Annotated in this window: 16 protein-coding genes; 11 read left to right on the top strand and 5 right to left on the bottom strand. The window is 69.4% G+C overall.

Features of this window, described 5'->3' with window-relative positions; genetic code table 11:
• The first annotated feature begins 137 nt into the window (after positions 1-137).
• The 4 genes from CTZ28_RS22120 to CTZ28_RS22105 all read left to right on the top strand — a co-directional run bounded on the left by CTZ28_RS22120 (position 138) and on the right by CTZ28_RS22105 (position 4,381).
• On the top strand, positions 138-1,532 hold the full coding sequence (locus tag CTZ28_RS22120; RefSeq protein WP_121891411.1) for an aldehyde dehydrogenase family protein: 1,395 nt from the start codon (positions 138-140) through the stop codon (positions 1,530-1,532).
• A 235-nt stretch (positions 1,533-1,767) separates the two neighbouring features.
• Positions 1,768-2,613 (top strand): cyclase family protein, encoded by an 846-nt coding sequence (locus CTZ28_RS22115; RefSeq protein ID WP_259471737.1) that lies wholly within the window; start codon positions 1,768-1,770, stop codon positions 2,611-2,613.
• 23 nt (positions 2,614-2,636) lie between these two features.
• Positions 2,637-3,551, top strand: coding sequence for an enoyl-CoA hydratase (locus CTZ28_RS22110; protein ID WP_121891409.1), 915 nt, complete (start codon positions 2,637-2,639; stop codon positions 3,549-3,551).
• A complete protein-coding gene (locus CTZ28_RS22105; protein ID WP_259471736.1) occupies positions 3,548-4,381 on the top strand; it encodes an SDR family NAD(P)-dependent oxidoreductase in 834 nt (277 codons plus the stop codon). The genes CTZ28_RS22110 and CTZ28_RS22105 overlap by 4 nt, the downstream gene beginning before the upstream one ends.
• A gap of 50 nt (positions 4,382-4,431) precedes the next feature.
• Here CTZ28_RS22105 and CTZ28_RS22100 read toward each other — a convergent pair whose 3' ends face one another.
• Positions 4,432-4,875 (bottom strand): HtaA domain-containing protein, encoded by a 444-nt coding sequence (locus tag CTZ28_RS22100; protein ID WP_121891408.1) that lies wholly within the window; start codon positions 4,873-4,875, stop codon positions 4,432-4,434.
• A 4-nt stretch (positions 4,876-4,879) separates the two neighbouring features.
• Positions 4,880-6,589 (bottom strand): class I adenylate-forming enzyme family protein, encoded by a 1,710-nt coding sequence (locus CTZ28_RS22095; protein WP_183154518.1) that lies wholly within the window; start codon positions 6,587-6,589, stop codon positions 4,880-4,882.
• A gap of 76 nt (positions 6,590-6,665) precedes the next feature.
• On the opposite strand from CTZ28_RS22095, the gene CTZ28_RS22090 reads away from it, so the two are divergent.
• From CTZ28_RS22090 to CTZ28_RS22065, 6 genes are all read left to right on the top strand, one after another.
• The gene (locus CTZ28_RS22090) at positions 6,666-8,129 is read left to right on the top strand and encodes a carboxylesterase/lipase family protein (protein WP_259471735.1); all 1,464 of its coding nucleotides are present in this window, start codon (positions 6,666-6,668) and stop codon (positions 8,127-8,129) included.
• A gap of 4 nt (positions 8,130-8,133) precedes the next feature.
• Entirely contained in the window at positions 8,134-8,979 is an 846-nt protein-coding gene (locus CTZ28_RS22085) for an amidohydrolase family protein (protein ID WP_121891405.1), read from the top strand.
• Positions 8,972-9,754 (top strand): enoyl-CoA hydratase-related protein, encoded by a 783-nt coding sequence (locus tag CTZ28_RS22080; protein WP_220795375.1) that lies wholly within the window; start codon positions 8,972-8,974, stop codon positions 9,752-9,754. The genes CTZ28_RS22085 and CTZ28_RS22080 overlap by 8 nt, the downstream gene beginning before the upstream one ends.
• Before the next feature lie 29 nt (positions 9,755-9,783).
• The gene (locus tag CTZ28_RS22075; protein WP_121891404.1) at positions 9,784-10,233 is read left to right on the top strand and encodes a pyridoxamine 5'-phosphate oxidase family protein; all 450 of its coding nucleotides are present in this window, start codon (positions 9,784-9,786) and stop codon (positions 10,231-10,233) included.
• 124 nt (positions 10,234-10,357) lie between these two features.
• Entirely contained in the window at positions 10,358-13,072 is a 2,715-nt protein-coding gene (locus tag CTZ28_RS22070; protein ID WP_121891403.1) for a branched-chain amino acid ABC transporter permease/ATP-binding protein, read from the top strand.
• A complete protein-coding gene (locus CTZ28_RS22065) occupies positions 13,069-13,830 on the top strand; it encodes an ABC transporter ATP-binding protein (RefSeq protein ID WP_121891402.1) in 762 nt (253 codons plus the stop codon). The genes CTZ28_RS22070 and CTZ28_RS22065 overlap by 4 nt, the downstream gene beginning before the upstream one ends.
• Before the next feature lie 382 nt (positions 13,831-14,212).
• Here CTZ28_RS22065 and CTZ28_RS22060 read toward each other — a convergent pair whose 3' ends face one another.
• Positions 14,213-15,490, bottom strand: a complete 1,278-nt coding sequence (locus tag CTZ28_RS22060) for an ABC transporter substrate-binding protein (protein ID WP_121891401.1) — start codon at positions 15,488-15,490, stop codon at positions 14,213-14,215.
• 224 nt (positions 15,491-15,714) lie between these two features.
• Between CTZ28_RS22060 and CTZ28_RS22055 the strand changes: the two genes are divergently transcribed.
• The gene (locus tag CTZ28_RS22055) at positions 15,715-16,251 is read left to right on the top strand and encodes a nuclear transport factor 2 family protein (RefSeq protein ID WP_183154516.1); all 537 of its coding nucleotides are present in this window, start codon (positions 15,715-15,717) and stop codon (positions 16,249-16,251) included.
• 32 nt (positions 16,252-16,283) lie between these two features.
• Here CTZ28_RS22055 and CTZ28_RS22050 read toward each other — a convergent pair whose 3' ends face one another.
• Entirely contained in the window at positions 16,284-17,039 is a 756-nt protein-coding gene (locus tag CTZ28_RS22050; RefSeq protein WP_121891399.1) for an SDR family NAD(P)-dependent oxidoreductase, read from the bottom strand.
• Positions 17,040-17,930 carry a ferredoxin gene (locus CTZ28_RS48450; RefSeq protein WP_259471734.1) on the bottom strand — a complete coding sequence of 297 codons (891 nt, stop codon included), beginning with the start codon at positions 17,928-17,930 and terminating at the stop codon, positions 17,040-17,042.
• Between the last annotated feature and the right edge of the window lie 36 nt (positions 17,931-17,966).

Below are 17,966 nucleotides of genomic sequence, written 5' to 3'. Positions count from 1 at the left end.
CAGACGCGAGCCAATTATGGTTCTACTTATCCTGTAACCATCCTGGTCTTGGCCGCAAGAGAAGGCTGCATTATTGTTTCGAACCGAATAGAGCTTCCTTCGACCATCACAGCGACGTGCCCGCCAGGAGGAATCCGGTGACTGCAACGATCCCCACGACACGTACCTATCGGACGCACAACCCCGCCACCGGTGAGACGCTGCGCGAGTACCCGTTCCTGAGCGACGACGAACTCGAGGCCAAGCTGGCGCTGGCCCACCAGGCCTATCTGACCTGGCGCGAGGTGCCGATCGCCGAGCGCGTCGCGCTGTTCGTCAAGGTGGCCGACCTGATCGAGGCCAAGCTCCCGGAGCTGGCCCGGCAGGCCACGCTGGAGATGGGCAAGATCCTCCCTTACTCCCTGGGCGAGGGCTCCGGCGCGGTGAGCATGTTTCGCTACTACGCCGAGCACGGCGAGGCCCAGCTTGCCGACGAGGTGATCGAGTCGGCCGGTTTCTCGAAGCTGGTGTTGCGCCGCGAGCCGGTCGGCGTCGTCCTCGGGATCGAGCCGTGGAACGCGCCGCTCTACCAGGCGATGCGGGCCACTGCCCCCAACCTGATCCTCGGTAACACCGTGATGGTGAAGCCGGCCGAGATCTGCCCCGGCTCGACGCTGATGTTCGACGAGATCTTCCGCGAAGCCGGCTTTCCCGAGGGCTGCTTCCAGACCCTCCTGGTCTCGACCGAACAGGTTTCGACGCTGATCGCCGACGACCGTGTACGCGCCGTGACGCTGACCGGCTCCGACCGCGCGGGCTCGGCCGTCGGCGAGCAGGCCGGCCGGCATATCAAGCCGGTAGTCCTGGAGCTGGGCGGCTCCGACGCCTTCATCGTGCTGGACTCGGCCGACGTCGACCTCGCCGCCGGCACCGCCGCCACCTGCCGTCTCGTGCTGGGTGGGCAGGCGTGTGCGCTGCCCAAGCGGGTCATCGCCACCGAGGGCGTCGCCGACGACTTCACCGAGAAGTACGTCGCCGCGTTTGCTTCGCAGGTGGTGGGCGACCCGTTCGATGAGAAGGTGACCGTCGGCCCGATGTCCAGCCAGGCCGCGGCCGACCTGCTGCAGGAGCAGCTCGACGACGCCGTCGCCAAGGGCGCCACGGTACTGCTGGAGGGCGGCAAGGTGGACGGGCCGGGATCGTTCTTCAAGCCCGCGGTGATCACCGGCGTCACCCCCGAGATGAGGCTCTACCGCGAGGAGGCGTTCGGCCCGCTCGGCGTGGTCTACCGAGTGGCTGACACCGAGGCCGCGGTGCGGCTCGCCAACGACAGCCCCTACGGCCTCGGCGGTGCTGTCTTCGGTGAGGCCGAGGAGGCGCTGGCGGTGGCCGGCCGGATCGACACCGGCGGCGTCGGGGTGAACACCTTTCTGGGTTCGCCGACCGAGGCGCCGTTCGGAGGCACCAAGCGCTCCGGCGTCGGTCGCGAGCTGGGCGGCCGCACCGGCATCGACATGTTCGCGAACCTCAAGACGTACGGCTTCCCCGTGTGAACCCCGGCCCGCCCGGCTCACCGACGAGGCCGGGCCGGGCGGGCCGACTCCATCCCCTTGCCTCAGCAGGCCCTCCGCACCGAGGAGCGTTCCGATCAGCACCCGTCGCACCGTCTCACCCCGTCGCCGGTACACCAAGGCCGAACTCGACGCGCTTGCACTCCGTTACCGCACCTGGGGCAAGTGGGGGGCGGACGACGAGGCCGGCGCGCTCAACCACATCACTCCCGAACGGGTGGCTGCGGCGGCCGCGCTGGTGCGTACGGGCACGACGTTCTCCCTGGCCATCCCGCTCGACCGCAACGGCCCCATGCCTTCCCGGACAGCACGCGTGAACCCTCAGCACCAGATGTACAAGCACGGGGGTGACCTGCTGGCCGACTGGGAGAACGCTCGGCACGGCATGCAGTCCACCGACGACGGCATCTACATGCCGTTGCAGTGCGCCACCCAATGGGACGCCTTCTGCCACGTCTTCTATGACGGCGTCACCTACAACGGGCACGGTCCCGAGAGCGTGACCAGCCAAGGTGCGGTGCACAACAGCATCGCCCAGGTGGCCGACCGGGTGGTCGGCCGCGGCGTCCTGCTCGACTTCCCACGGTTCTACGGCGTCGACTGGCTGGAGCCTGAGGACGCCATCCAGGACGTCGACCTCCAGGCGTGCGCGAAGGCCCAGGGCGTCGAGATCGGCCCGGGCGACATCGTCCTGATCCGCACCGGCCACATGCGCCGGCGGAGGGGTGAGGGGCAGGAGCACTGGGGCGACTACGCCGCCGGTCCCGCGCCCGGCCTCGGTGTCAGCAGCGCCGATTACCTGTTGCCGCGGGAGATCGCCGCGGTTGCGGGTGACACCTGGGGCCTTGAGAGCGTGCCGAGCGAGTCTCTACCCGAGGCCAAGTTCGCCCTGCATGTGATCTTCCTGGTCAACGCCGGTGTGCTGATCGGGGAGATCTGGGACCTCGAGGAACTGGCCGCGGACTGTGCTGCCGACGGCATCTACGAGTTCCTCCTGAGCGCGCAGCCGCTCACCGTGACCGGCGCGGTCGGGTCGCCGCTCAACCCGATCGCTGTCAAGTGACCGATCCCCGAGGAGGGAGCACCATGCCGGACTACCGGTTCATCACTTACGAACTGCTCGACGAGGGGACCATAGCCCGGATCACGCTGAACCGGCCGCGCTACCGCAACGCCCAGAGCCGCAGCCTGCTCGTCGAGCTGGACGAGGCGATGCTTCGGGCGGAGGCGGACGATACGGTGCGTGTGGTGATCCTCGCCGGCAACGGCATGACGTTCTCCTCCGGCCACGACATGGGCACGCCGGAGCGGGCGGTGGAGCGGGCCGAGGGACCGGAGCAGCACCCGACGTTCCAGCTCAACGGGGCCACCAAGGTCAGCGCCGAGAAGCGCATGGTCCAGGAGTGGCATTACTACTACCAGAACTCGCTCCGGTGGCGGAATCTGCGCAAGATCACCGTCTGCTCGGTGCAAGGGCCGGTACACGCGGCCGGCTTGACCTTCGCGTGGTCCTGCGACCTGATCGTCGGTGCCGAGGGCACGACGTTCTCCGACCCCGTCGGTACGCGGCTGGGCATGTGCGGTGTCGAGTACTTCGCCCACCCGTGGGAGTTCGGCCTGCGGCGGACCAAGGAGCTGATGCTCACCGGCGGTGACGTCAGCATCGACGAGGCCCATCGGATCGGCATGGTCAGCCAGATCTTCCCGGCCGACGAGCTGGTCGAGCGGACCTTGGAGTACGCCCGCGAGATCGCCAAGCGGCCGACCATGACCGCCTTGATGATCAAGGAGGCGGTCAACCAGACCCAGGACAACATGGGCTTCTACAACTCGCTGCAGGCATGCTTCAGCCTGCACCAGATCAACCACGCGCACTGGGCCGAGATCCACGGCGGGCGGGTGGCGCACGCGACGATCGAGGACGGGGCCGTGGACTGGCGCAAGGGGGCCGCATCGGCCAAGCCCGACCAGGACCCGCTGGCGACGGAGGTGGCCCGGTGAAAGAGCCGTGGACCGATCGGGACGCAGACTGGACGCCCGACTACGCGAGCCTGATGCGGCTCGACGGCCAGGTGCATGTGGTCCTGGGCGCCGGCTTCGGTATCGGGCGGCAGACGGCGCACGCGCTGTCCGCCTTCGGCGCCACGGCGGTGTGCGTCGACCGTGACCAGGAGCGTGCCGAGAAGGTGGCGACCGAGGTCGGCGGCATTGCCTGGACGGGCGACATCACGGACCGTGACTCGATGGCGGTCCTGTTCGACTTCGTGGATGAGCGGTGCGGGCGCCTCGACGGCGTCGTCGACATCGTTGGTCTGTCGATCTACAAGCAGGTCCAGGACCTGTCCGACGACGACTGGCTGTTCCACGTCGACATCGTGCTCAAGCACGCGTACCTGGCGATCAGCTATGCCGCCAAGTTCTGGGAGCGCACCGGCACCGGAGGCTCGATGGCCTTCGTCGCATCGGTGGCAGGGCTGGGCAGCTCGCCCAAGCTGGCCGCGTACGGGGCGATGAAGGCGGCACTCATGTCCTTGGTGCGGACGTCAGCGGTGGAGCTGGGCCCGCTCGGGGTACGCGTCAACGCGGTGGCGCCGGGCACCATCCGGACGCCGCGCCAGCAGGCCAATCCGCGCTGGACCCCTGAGCTCGTGCAGGCCAACATCGAGAAGACGCCGCTGGGCAAGCTGGCCTACCCGTCGGACATCGCCAGTGTGCTGCTGTTCCTGCTCTCGCCGCTTTCCGGGCACGTCACCGGCGAGTCGATCGTCGTCGACGGAGGTAACCACGTGCTGTTCAACGTCAGCTCACCCGAGCCGGAGCGCAAGGCCTGAGACGGGCGACGACCCGCGGGTCGGACGCCATCGACCATTGATTGCTGTTGTCAGCGCACGATCAGGGGGTCGAACGCGTCGCCCGCGGCGTAGACGTGGTTGAACAGGCCGACGCCGGCCTCGGTGAGTTTCACGTCGGTGCCGGACCAGCCGCCCTCGTCGTCGGCCGCCAACCGCAGCGTGACCAGGTCCAGCCGTGGACCGCTGCCGTCCTCCGTCAGCGGATCGTCGACCGAGAGGACGGCCGGGGTCCTGAGCTTGATACGCGGGTTCGCCAGGCGGACGAACAGCAGGCCGCCATGGCCACTCAGCCGGAGGTCGCCGCGGAAGGCCAGTACGTCGTCGTCGCTTCGGTCGGGGTCGGCCGGGTAGACCACGAGCTGTGGGTCGTCCGCAGTGAGGGTTGCACCGTCGGAGACCGAGGCGCGACCGTCGCGCAGCCCGGCGAGGTACTGGAAGAAGCTGGTGCGGACGCTCCAGCGCAGCTCGCTCATCGAGTCAGCCTGCGGTCGGCTGCAGCAGGTCGCCCAGCGACAGTGTTCTCGGGATGTCCCGCTTGACCACCTTGCCGCTGGAGGTGCGGGGGAGGGCGTCGTCGATCAGAGCGATCCGGACCGGCACCTTGAACGCGGCCAGGCGACCGGCGGCGAAGGCGCGCAGCGCTTCGGCGTCGAGCCTGCTGCCGGGCCGGAGCCGGACGACGGCGACGAGCTCCTCGCCCAGCTTCGGGTGCGGCGCTCCCAACGCGGCTGCCTCGACGACGTCGGGGTGGGCGTTGAGCACGGCCTCGACCTCGGCGCATTGAATGTTCTCGCCGCCGCGGATCACGGTGTCCTTGAGCCGCCCGACGATGTAGATCAGACCGGCGTCGTCGATCTTGCCCAGGTCGCCCGTGCGGAACCAGCCGTCGCGGAACTCCGCCGCGTCGGGCGTCCCGAGGTAGCCGGCCACCACCTGGGGACCGCGGATTGCGATCTCGCCCTCCTCGTCGACGCCGAGCTGCTGCCCCTCCTCGCCCAGGATCGCCACTTCGGCGGTGGGTAGCGGACGCCCCACACTGTCCGGGTGCTCGGCGAAGTCGGCCGCCGAGATCGAGACCACGCCCGACGTCGTCTCAGTCAGCCCGTAGCCCGTGCGTGGGGTGACCCGGTCACCGAACCGCTCGGCCACTGCGGCGATCACCTTGGTCGGCGCGGCCGACCCGCCCATCCCGATCACCCGCAGACTGTCCAGGTCATGCCCGACCGCGGCTTCCAGGAAGGTCTGGATCACGAACGGAGGCCCGGCCAGCTCGTTGGCCCGTTCTGTCTCCACCAGGCGGACCGCGTCGTCGGCGTTCCACTTGTACATGAGCACCAGGCAGTGCCCGGAGTACGCGGCCGTGTAGAGAGTGTTCAGGCCCGCGATGTGGAAGAACGGGAAGGTCACGACCTTGGTCGAGGGTGCCGGGGGCAGGATCTCGTGCGGGCCGTCGGAGGTGGCCGGCTCGATCCGCATCGCCCGGATCAGCTTGTTGAGCAGCGACGCCGAGTGGTTGCGGTGCGTGTGTATCGCGCCCTTGGGTTTGGCTGTGGTTCCGGACGTGAACATGATCGTCGACGGGTCCCCGGGGGCGACCTCCACGTCAGGCGGGGCGGCCACGTCGCCGGCACCCGCCACCAAGGCGCCGAAGCCCACCACGTCGACCCGAGCCGCGGGCGTCTCGTCGCAGCGCACCGCGACCACGGTCCGGACGCCGCTCGCGGCCAGATCCTCCTCGGCCAGCAGAGCGATCCGCTCGCGGTCGGCCACCAGCACCACCGGCCGGGACTCCGCGACGACGTCAGCCAGCTCCCGGGTCCGCAGCCAGCCGTTGTAGGGCACGACCACGGCGCCGATCACCTGGGCGGCCCAGAACGTGAAGACGAACTCGGGGTAGTTGCGCATCGCGATCCCGACGCGGTCGCCCTTGACGACCCCCAGCCCCTGGAGCGCGTGGGCGAGGGCGACCACCGTGTCCCACTGGTCCTGGTACGTCCAGTGGCGGTCCTGATACACGAGAGCGATCCGGTCGGCATGGGCGGCGGTGGCCAGGAACGCGTCCCGCATGGTACGAGGATCCCGGTCGAACACCCCCAAGGGGCCGTGGCCGAGGTCGACCTGGGCCAGAGGGAACGCCCCGCCGGGCGCGGTCAGGATCCGGAGCCGGGATACCTCGTCCAAGGGCATGGGCACTGCCTTCCGCGCGTCTGCAATGGTGTTGCATAATAACAACACAAGTTGAAGCTTGTTGAGGAGTGCAATAGTGGATGTGATCACCCAACAGGGCATCTTCCGTGGCGCACCGACGAGCAGCGGCTGGTCCTTCAAGGGGATCCCGTACGCTGCCGCCCCCATCGGCGAGGCTCGGTTCGCAGCGCCCCACCCGCCGGAGCCGCACGAGGGCGTCGCCGACGCGACGGAGTACGGCGCCACGGTCTCCACCCCGCCGCAGCGATCGGCTGTGATGGACGCCCTCCTGCCGGACCCGAGACGTCCCGGGCTCAACGGGCTGAACCTGAACGTCTGGACCCCGGACGTCATGGGCCAGGCGCCGGTCCTGGTCTTCGTGCACGGCGGTGGATTCGCCACCGGAGCCGGCTCGACCACCGCCTTCGACGGCACGGCGTTCGCCCGGGACGGCGTCGTCGCGGTGACGATCAACTACCGCTTGGCCGCCGAGGGTTTCGGGTTCTTCCCGGACGCCGTCCCCAACCGGGGTCTGCTCGACATCGTCGCTGCCCTGGAGTGGGTCCAGGCCGAGATCGCGGCCTTCGGGGGCGACCCGGCCCGGGTGACGATCTGCGGGGAGTCGGCGGGTGCGATGGCGGTCTGCACTCTGCTGGCCGTGCCACGGGCCCAGGGGCTGTTCCGCCGGGCGATCTCGCAGAGCGGCACTGCCCACCACGTCCACACCGTCGAGCGGGCGCAGCTGGTGGCGGCCGAGCTGGCCGGCGAACTGGGGACCAAGCCGACGGCCGAAGCGATCGCTGCGGTGCCGGAAGACCGGCTGCATGCGGCGAGCAACGTCGTGATGAACCGGCTGACCTCCGGCCAGGACCCGCGGTTCGCCGGCTTCACGCGGCTGACCTTCCAGCCGGTCGTCGACGGCGACATCCTCCCTGAGCACCCCTTCCCGGCCGTAGCCGCCGGCGCGAGCTCCGACGTCGACCTGCTGATCGGCGCCAACGCCGAGGAGTACGGTCTCTTCGTCGCCCCCACCGGGATGTGGGACAAGCTGACCGAGGACGCCCTGCGGGCCACCACCTCACGGATCTGCCCCGACCCTGACGCGATGATCGCGACCTACCGCTCCCGGCGTCCGGGCGCGAGCCCGGCCGAACTGTTCGTCGCGATCCAGTCCGATTGGTTCTGCGTCGCCCCCACCGAGCGGCTCGTCGCCGTGCGCCGGGAGGGCACGCACGCCTACCAGTTCGCGTGGCGGCCCTCGACGTACGACGGCCGGGCCGGCGCCTGCCACACCCTCGAGATCCCGTTCGTCTTCGACACCCTCAACGATCCCTGGGGCATCGAGCTGCGTGGGACCGACGCCCTGCAGGCCGTGGCCGACGAGATGCACGCCGCCTGGGTGGCGTTCGTCCGCGACGGCGACCCGGGGTGGCCGGTCCACGGCGTGGCCGGGACGGTCCGCCGCTTCGGGGCGCCGAGCGAGATGGTGACCGATCCGTGGGCGGAGGCCCGCGAAGCTTGGGCCGGCCGGGACTTCTGACGCGATGCTGATCCTCGACGCGCAGATCCATGTCTGGAAGGCGTCCACGCCGGAGCGCCCCTGGCCGGCCGACGCCATCGAGCCGCAGCGGCCGATGCCGCTCGAGGTGCCTGAGGTGACCAGCGAGCTGACCCGCGCAGGCGTCTTCGGAGCCCTGCTGCTCGGCCCGACCTGGGAGGGGTCGCGCAACGACTACGTGCTGGCCGCGGCGGCCGCCGCCCCCTCCCGGTTCGGCGCGATCTGCCGCTGGGCCACCGGCAGTCCCGCCGAGGCCGAGCGGCTGGCCGACTGGCGCTCGATCGTCGGGATGCGGGCAATCCGGATGTCACTCAACCGTGGCGACGTACTCGGCGCCCTGACCGCGGCCCGGCGCAGCGGCTTCTTTGCCGCGGCCGAGCGGTTCGGTGTCCCCCTCAGCGTCTACGCTCCCGGCCGGCATGACCTCTACCGCGACCTGGCCGAGGAGTACCCCGGCCTGAAGATCGCGGTCGACCACGCCGCGGTCGAGACGTCCGATCTTCCCTTGGCCGAGGCGGTCGCGCCGCTGGCCGGACTGGCCAAGTACCCGAACATCGCAGTCAAGGCCTCGGCGCTGCCCTGCTTCCTCGACCTGGCCGCGGAGGCGCGCCCGTACCCGTCTATCACCGAGGCCGTGTACCGCCTGGTCGAGGCGTTCGGCGCCGAGCGGGTGTTCTTCGGCTCCGACCTGTCCCGGTTGCCGGTGCCCTACGCCGACCTTGTCGACGTCTTCGTGAGTCACCTGTCCGGGCTGTCCGGTGCCGAGCGGGCGCTCGTCTGCGGCCGCGGGGTGGCCGGATGGCTGGGTTGGAGCGAGGCGTTCGGTGAGTGACTTCGTGCGGATCGAGACGCGAGGCCCGGTCCTGCTGGTCACGCTGGACCGCCCGGAGAAGCGCAATGCGATGAACGCCGAGATGACTCTCGCCCTCGATGTCGCGTTCGACCGGCTCGACGACGACCCCGCGCTGCGGGTCGGGGTACTCGCGGCGGAGGGGCCGTTCTTCTGCGCCGGCACCGACCTGCGGACCGGTGCCGGGCCGCACACCGAACGGGGCGGGATGTACGGCGTGATCCGCCGCCAGCGGCTCAAGCCGCTGGTGGCCGCGGTCGGCGGGCCGGCGCTGGGCGGCGGGTTCGAGCTGGTGCTCGCGGCCGACCTGGTGGTGGCCGCCCGCGACGCCTGGTTCGCGCTGCCCGAGACCACGCGCGGGCGCGTGCCCGCGGCCGGGGGTCTGTTCCGGGCGCCGGACCGGCTGCCGCGCAACGTCGCCGTCGAGCTGATGCTCACCGCCGGAAGGCTCGAGGCGGAGCGGGCTTATCAACTCGGGCTGGCGAACCGGCTGACCGAGGCGAAGGACGTGCTCGCCGAGGCGCTGGACCTGGCCCTGGCCACATGTGTCGGAGCGCCCGAGGCGGTGGCCGAGCTGTTCTCCGGCCTGCACGTGGTGGCGGCCGCCGGCGACGAGGCCGGCTGGGCGGCCACGCACACCGCGATGACCACACTGCTGAGCTCGGACGACCGCACCGAGGGCAACGCCGCCTTCGTCGAGGGTCGGGCTCCGCGCTGGGTCCCCGACGACGACGTGCGCAGGACGGTGCTCGGGTGAGGGAGCAGCGACGCGGCCGGGCGGTCGCGATGACGCCCGACGAGGTGGACGCCTTCCTGGCCGCCGAGCGGGTCTGCCGTGTGGCCACGATCAGCGCCGGCGGGCACCCCCACGTGGTGCCCCTCTGGTTCGTCTGGGACGGCTCCGCCCTGTGGCTGAACTCCGTCTTCCGCAGCCAGCGGTGGGCCGACCTGCAGCGGGACCCTCGAGTCTCCGTGGTCGTCGACGCCGGGGAGGAGTTCCACGAGCTGCGCGGCGTCGAGCTGTCCGGTGAGGTCGAGGTGGCCTCGGAAGTGCCACGGACGTCCGAGCCGCGACCGGAGCTTGCAGGCGTCGAGCGTCGTTACGCGGAGAAGTACTCCGGCACGCCCGATTTTGTGGCCGACGGCCGGCACGCCTGGCTGCGGATGAGCCCCACCCGACTGGTGAGCTGGGACTTCCGCAAGAACCCGGCGCTGAAACCGCGCCGCAGTGGTTGACGTCACGCCAGGGCCCAAGCATCATTGCGAAATCATTATAAGACGGCTAATTCTTAGCTAGAGCATTATTAGAGCCGTCAGTCGCCCGGCCCGCGACGATGTGTCGCCTGACCCGAGGTACGCCGTGGACACCTTCTTGCCCTTCATTGTCGCTGGTCTGGTGACCGGCTCGGTCCTGGGCCTGGCCGGCACCGGCCTGGTCCTGACCTACAAGACGTCCGGCATCTTCAACATCGGCCACGGGGCGATCGCTGCCGCTGCCGCGTTCGTCTTCTATTGGCTTCACATCGACCACGAGCTCAGCTGGTGGCTGGCCGGATTCATCGCCGTCTTCGTGTTCGGGCCGCTGTTCGGCCTGGCGCTGTCCGTAGTGAGTCTCAAGCTGAGCAACCAGCGGCCGGCACTCAAGGCCGTCGCCACGGTAGGCATCGTGCTCCTGGTCCAAGGGCTGGCCACAGTCAAGTACGGCTTCAACGCCCTCCGGCCACCGCCGTTCCTGCCCAAGGCGGCCGAGATCGTCCGGATCGGCGGCGTCAACATCACGTACGCCCAACTCACCATCGTGGCGATCTCGCTGGTCGCCGTGGCGCTGCTCTACTACTTCTTCCGGGTCAGCCGGACCGGCCTGGCGATGCGGGCCGTGGTCAACGACCCCGACCTGGTCGCCCTGCACGGCACCAGCCCGCAGGCGGTGCAGCGGCTCTCCTGGAGCATCGGCTCCTCGTTCGCGGCGATGTCCGGCGTCCTGATCGCTCCGACCTTGGGCATCGACTCGGTGACCATGACCTTCCTGGTGGTCCAGGCGTTCGGCGCCGCAGCAGTCGGCGCCTTCTCGAACATCCCGCTGACCTACGTCGGTGCGCTGGCGGTCGGCGTGGTCTCCAACGTCATCACCAAGTTCTCCCTCGACGCGCCCGCGCTGCGCGGTCTGAACACCGCGCTGCCGTTCATCCTGCTCCTGGTCGCGCTCATGGTCATCCCCAAGCGCAAGCTCGATCTGCCTTCGCGCTCCGAGCAGCCACCGAAGATCCCCTACCACGGGCCGACCAGCACGCGACTGGTCGCCGGTGGCCTGGTCCTGGTGTTCCTGCTGATCGCGCCGACGCTGTTCAGCGGCCAGCTGACCTACCTGACTGTCGGCCTGACCCAGGCCATCGTGCTGTTCTCGCTCGGCCTCCTGGTCCGCACGGCCGGCATGGTCTCCCTGTGCCAGGCGGTGTTCGCCGCGATCGGCGCCGTCACCTTCGCCCAGGTTGCCGAGGCCTGGGGCCTGCCCTGGCTGGTCGGCGTTCTGCTCTCGGCGCTGATCGTGGTGCCGGTGACGGCAGTCCTGGCGCTCCCGGCGATCCGGCTGCAGGGCTTGTTCCTGGCCCTGGCCACGCTGGGCTTCGGTCTCTCGATGGAGGCCTGGGCGTACCAGCAGGACTGGTTCTTCGGCACCACCGGCACCGGGCGCCCGATGCCGCGTCCGGGCGGCATGGAATCCGACGAGCGCTGGTACTACGTCGTGCTGGCCTTCTTCGTGGTCGCCGCCCTGCTGATAGTGGCGATCCACACGAGTCGGCTGGGCCGTACGCTGCGGGGCCTGTCCGAGGCGCCGCTCGCGGTTCGCACCCTGGGCCTGAACACGAACCTGCTCAAGCTGATCGTGTTCTGCATCGCCGGGTACATCGCCGGCGTCGGCGGGATCCTCTACGGCAGCACGGTGAACTACGTCGTGCTGGGGGATCAGTACTACGCGGCCTACTACTCGCTGGTGCTGGTGGCGACGCTCGCGCTGATGCCGTTCCGGGAGCCCTGGTACGCGGTGGTGGCCGTGATCTCCGCCCTGATCCCGGCGTTCTGGCACAGCCCCAACGCCCAGCCGTGGCTGAACGTGCTGTTCGGCTTCGCAGCCGTCCTCATCGCCACCCGGGGCGGTGCCGACACGCTGCCGCAGAAGGCCCGCGACTGGATCGACCGGCGGTTCGGCCGGAGGAAGGACACCGGCCCGCTGGTGGCGGTCGAGTCCGACCCCTGGACGATGCCGTCGAACGCCAGTGGCCTGGAGATCCGCGATCTGACCATCCGGTACGGCGGCCGCACCGCCGTGGACCAGATCAACCTGAAGGCCCCGGTCGGCCAGATCACCGGTCTGATCGGCCCCAACGGCGCCGGGAAGACGACGCTGTTCAACGCGGCCAGCGGCCTGCTCACCCCGGCCACCGGGTCGGTGCTGCTGCAGGGCCGGGACGTCACCGGTCTCAACGCTGCGGCGCGTGGTCGTCGCGGTCTGGGGCGGACGTTCCAGTTGATGCAACTGGCCGATTCGCTCACGGTGGGTCAGAACGTCGCCCTCGGGGTGGAGTCCGGCCTGGCCGGCTCCAACCTGCGCGGCCAGATCCTGGCCACACAGTCGGAGCGCCGGGAGACGCTTGAGGCGGCCGAGTACGCCATGGAGCTGTGCGGCATCAGCGACCTGCGGAACGTGAACGCAGGGCAGCTCTCGACCGGCCAGAGGCGTCTGGTCGAGCTGGCCCGTTGCCTCAGCGGCCCGTTCGACACGCTGCTGCTGGACGAGCCGTCCTCCGGCCTCGACCCGGTGGAGACCGAGAAGTTCGGGGAGACGCTGGCCCGGGTGGTCCAGACCCGCGGCTGCGGCATCCTCCTGGTCGAGCACGACATGGCCCTGGTGCTGCGGATCTGCGCCGACATCTATGTCCTGGACTTCGGCAAGCTGCTGTTCCACGGCACCCCGGAGGAGGTCCGCACCAGCCCCATCGTGCAGGCGGCCTACCTCGGCTCGGAGACCGAGACCCGAGACGACCTGATCGACGAGATCGAGGAGGCGGTCCGATGACCGACCAGCTCACCCGGGCCGGGGCGAACGGTGCCGCCGCGCCCACATCGGAAGCCCCCGCTCTGGAACTGCGGAACGTCAACGCCAGCTATGGCACCACAACCGTGCTCAGGGACGTATCGCTGAGCGTGGCCCCCGGCTCGGTGACCGCTCTGATCGGCCCCAACGGCGCCGGCAAGACGACGTCGCTGCGTGTGGCCTCCGGGCTGATGCGACCCACCGGCGGCCAGGTGCTCGTCGACGGGGTGGACGTCACGAGGTCGTCCGCCGCCCGCCGGGCCAAGGGCGGCATGTGCCACGTCCCTGAGGGGCGCGGCGTCTACCGGAACCTGACGGTGCGCGAGAACCTGCTGATGCAGGCCACTTCCTCAAGCCCCAAGGAGACGATCGAGATCGCCGCCTCGGTCTTCCCCCGGCTGGGAGAGCGTCTGACCCAGAAGGCGGGCACCCTCTCCGGGGGCGAGCAGCAGATGCTCGCTCTGTCGGCGGCGTACGTGGCCAATCCCAAGCTTGTTCTCGTCGACGAGCCGTCGTTGGGCCTCGCGCCGATCATCGTGGACCTGGTCTTCGACTTCCTGAAGACCCTGCGTGAGAAAAACGTGGCCCTCCTGCTGGTCGACCAGTACGCCCTGCGCACGCTGGCCATCGCCGACCACGCCTACGTCCTGCGGCGTGGCGAGATCGCCTACGACGGCGACGCCGCCGGCCTGCTCCAGGGCAACATGTTCGAGAAGTACATCGGTGAGGGTGCGGCCTGATCCGGCGTCGCGTTCTTCTCGCCTGGCTGCCCCCGACGGGACCCGCACTTGCGGTTCCCGTCGGGGGCAGTGCGCGTTGGCAGAGCCATTCCAAGCCTGAGCCCGCCAGGCGTCCAGCGTCGAGTACACCTCAGCGACGCGCTGGAGGAGCTGGGAGCCGTCGCCGTTCGACCAGCACGCCTCAGGCCGTCGAGCTTCCCGGGCGCGGTGAGGTAGCCCGAGACCCGGATCGGCAGAAGAAGCCGCGCCCCTGGGTCGAGCTGAACCTCTTCGCCGTGACCGTCGCTACGGTCGCGGCGTCCCTGACGGTCGGCAGGGATCACGGCCGAAGCCCGCGCCCCAAGGGGGCACGGGCTTCGGACGCTACTGCTGCGGGGACGGTTCAGTAGCCGATGCAGGTGCTGGCGAGGTCTCCCTTGGCACCGTTGCCGGACTTGTTCGGCTCGATGCTCTCGGGGTTGTCCTCGCCGGCGTTGAACTTGAAGAGCCAGTTGCACCCGACCGGCTTCGAGGGCTGGCCCTTCGTGAAGGTGATCGGCTCAGGAAGCAGGCCGTTCAGGGTCTCGTTCTTGATCGTGTACATGGCGTCCATGACGGTCTGACGCGTGATCTTCGACGGCTCGGCCGTCTCCAGAGCCTTCTTCAGCAGCTCGAAGGAGGACCAGATGGCGGTGGAGTTGCCCGAGGTCCAGATGCCGTCGGGGGAGTACTTGGCCATGGCGTCGCGGTAGGTCTTGACCGGCTCGGCCTGGGACCACCACGGGAAGCCGTTGGTGCCGCCCGTGGAACGGAAGCCCGGGACCTTGCCGAAGGCCGTCTGGTCGAAGCCGGAGTTGATCACCGAGAAGATGCCGGTGTAACCCTGCTGGAGGCAGTCCGAGGCGAAGCGTGTGCCGGTGGCGAAGCCGATGTTGAAGGCGATCGCATCGGCGCCATCACGGATGAAGGAGAGGCACTCAGCCGTGTAGTCGGAGGCCGAGGCGGAGATCAGCTGCGTGCCGACCCCCTTCATGCCGATCGACTTTGCGTAGCTCATCGCCTTGCCGCCGTTCTCCTGGCACACCGCGACCTCGGCGCACGCGGCCCAGCCGAAGTTCTTGCCGCCGGCCGCCTTGGCCTGGTCGGCGTACGCCTTGATGGTGTAGTCCGAGCCGGAGACGTCCTGGAACACGCCGGGGAGGGCAGACCAGAGGAGGTCACTCGAACCGCCGCCTGAGATGATCGCGACCGGAGTGTTCGTGAACAGCTTCTTCATAGCGCCTTCGGCCACCAGGTCCGTGAGGAAGATGGCGTCGACGGAGTCGTCGTTGAGGAACTGCTTGGCCACCGAGGTGGCGCCGGGCACGGTGTTCTTCGTGTCGACCACCTCGATCTCGACCGGGTGGCCGTTCACACCGCCGTGCGAGTTCGTGTACTTCTGCCAGGCGTGGGCCACGGCCTGGGCGCCGAGACCGTTGGTGGCCTGCGGGCCGGACAGGGACGCGCCGTAGCCGATCTTGATCGGTTCGCCGGTCAGCGGTGGTGCCGACTCGTCCGACGTGTTGTTCGACGTTGACGCGTCGTCGCTGCCGCTACTGCAAGCGCTGAGCGCCAGACAGCCGACAGCCAGGACGGCTCCGAACTTCAGGGCCCGCGCCCGGGTGAGGATCCTGCGTGGCACTTGAGACTCCTAATGGTGATCAACTCTCCCGCCGCGGTGACGGGCTCCCTGCGCGCAGAACTTAGATGAGAAGAGGATTACTTGTCCATCAGTTATGCATTGTTAGAAATCGAATAGAAATATGCGACGCCGGCCAGCTTCGCAGGTCTGTTCCATGGGGGCTGGGCGCAAGTAGGGTGCGCTTAACACAACAGCAATTCGATAGAGCGAACCGAGGAGTACCCATGGGTGTGGTTCCGGACCTGGAGACGCTGGCCGACAAGTTGGCCCTCACCGAGCTGGTCGCCCGACTCGAGCAGGCGGTGGACCGCAAGGACCGCGAGGGGATCCTCGCGTGCTACTCGCAGAAGTCCTTCGACGACCACGGCCGCTGGCGCGGCAGCGGCGAGGAGTTCGCGGAGTTCATCTGCAACAACCCCGGCTTCACCACCGCCTCGAGGTTCATCTACCACCTGATGGGCCAGTCGATCTTCGAGATCGAGGGCGACGAGGCCTACGGCGAGTCCTACTTCGCCTACTGGATGCAGACCTCCGAGGACCGGCTCTACCAGTCGATCGGCCGCTACCTCGACTACTTCGAGCGCGCCGGCGACGGCTGGCGGATCACCTACCGCCGCGTCGTCATGGAATGGGACGGCACGCTGGTCGCTGAGAACGCCGTCCCCGGCGGCCACTTCCGCGGCACCCGCGACAAGACCGACCCGCTCTACAAGCGGCTCAAGTGGCCGGAGAACCCGGAGACCAAGACCTCCGCCGGCTGAGGCCTGAGGACGGCCGACGGCCGGCTCGCCGCTCAGATCGAGAGCCCGCCATCGGCCACCAGGAGCTGGCCGGTCACGAACGACGCGTCGTCCGACAGCAGGAACGCGACGACGCCGGCCACTTCGGCCGGCTCGGCCACCCGCCCCATCGGGATCCGGGCCAGCAGGCGCGCCTGCTTGTCGGGCTCGTCCAGGAGGCGGTCGATCATCGCCGTGCGCATGTGCCCCGGTCCCACCGCGTTGACCCGGACGCCGTCCCGGGCGTGATCCCGTGCTGCGGCCCGGGTCAGCCCGAGGACGCCGTGTTTGGCCGCCGCGTACGACGCCACCCCGGCTGATTGGACCGTCGTGCTCGTGTACGACGCGACGTTCACGACGGCGCCCCGCCCGGCCGGCACCATCACCGCCAGTTCCGCCCGCTGACACCGGAAGACCGCGTTGAGGTTCAGGTCGAGCGTCGAGAGCCAAAGCCCCTCGTCGTATCCCGACGACGGTTGCGGCGGCGGGCTCACCCCCGCGTTGTTCACCGCCCCGTCGAGTCGCCCCCAGCGGTCCACGGCCGCCGCCACCAGCCTCGCCGGCACCGCGGCATCGGTCAGGTCCCCGGGGACGGCCAGCGCCCCGACCCCGTACTCGCGTGCCGCCGCCGCGACCGTCTCGCAGCGATCGCGTCGACGCCCGGTCAGGACCAGGTGCGCCCCTTCCGACGCCAGCCGCAAGGCCACGGCCTCACCGAGCCCGCTCGTCGCCCCGGTGACCAGGACGACGCGGTCTTCGAACCGGCGCACTCAGCCGACCAGCCGGATCGCCTGCATCGGGCACATGTCGACGGCCGAGGAGACGGCGTCCTCGTCGGCGCCGTCGAGCTCGGCCGAGGTGTACTCGTCGGAGGCCTCACCTCGGTAGGAGAGCTGTCCTTCGTCGTCGAGGGCGAACAGGTTGGGTGCGGCGAACGTGCACTGGCCGTGGTTCTCGCACTGGTCCAGGTCGACGGCGAACTTCATGCTGAATCTCCTTCGCGGGCGGCCGTCACCGGACGGCCGGATCGTTGGCGGGCGACCCGGCCGTTCCGGGCCGCTGAGCGGTACCGAGGCGAGCAGGAACTCGTAGCGCCCGTGCACCGCGCATGCGGCGGTGAGGTCGTCGAGGTGCCAGAACTCACCGATCGGGAACCCGAGCCGGTTCAGCAACGCCGAGCGGAGCCACGGATCCGGAACGGGAAGGGTTCCAGCGTGAGGTTGCCGGCCGCGACGGCGACCACGCCGCTGCCCCACAGGAACCCCGGTCTCACACCCCGTCCGGATCAGAAGGATCGTCCCGGCATCGACGACAACGCCCTGTGCCTCCGCGCACTCGCACAGGTCGCCGACGTCGAGCAGCACCCCACGACCCACGATTCCGCGTTCGGCCCAGGCGTCGATCCTCCGGGACTCGTCGGTGGACCCGTTGCAGAAGCACCCGTGCTCGACGTCGTAGACGTGCAGGAAGTCGTCCCACTGCGAGCTGTACCGGGTGAACAGGCCGTCCCAGAGGTCGTCGCGGGCTTGCTCGCTGCGGTGGACGTGTGTCGGCGGCAGGTTCAGCGCCCCCAGCTGCTCGTCCGGCCCGTACAGCCCGACGGCCCGGCCGCCGGGGAGACCGGCGTACTGAGGGCGGGTGGGGTTCGTCACGGTTGCCATTGACGTCAGTTGTACCCGACGGCACGATAAGTGGAC

The sequence above is a fragment of the Streptomyces shenzhenensis genome (assembly GCF_003688995.1).
Lineage (GTDB): Bacteria > Actinomycetota > Actinomycetes > Streptomycetales > Streptomycetaceae > Streptomyces > Streptomyces shenzhenensis_A.
The sequence above is the reverse complement of the archived record's forward strand: the minus strand, read 5'-3'. Positions and strand labels throughout refer to the sequence as shown.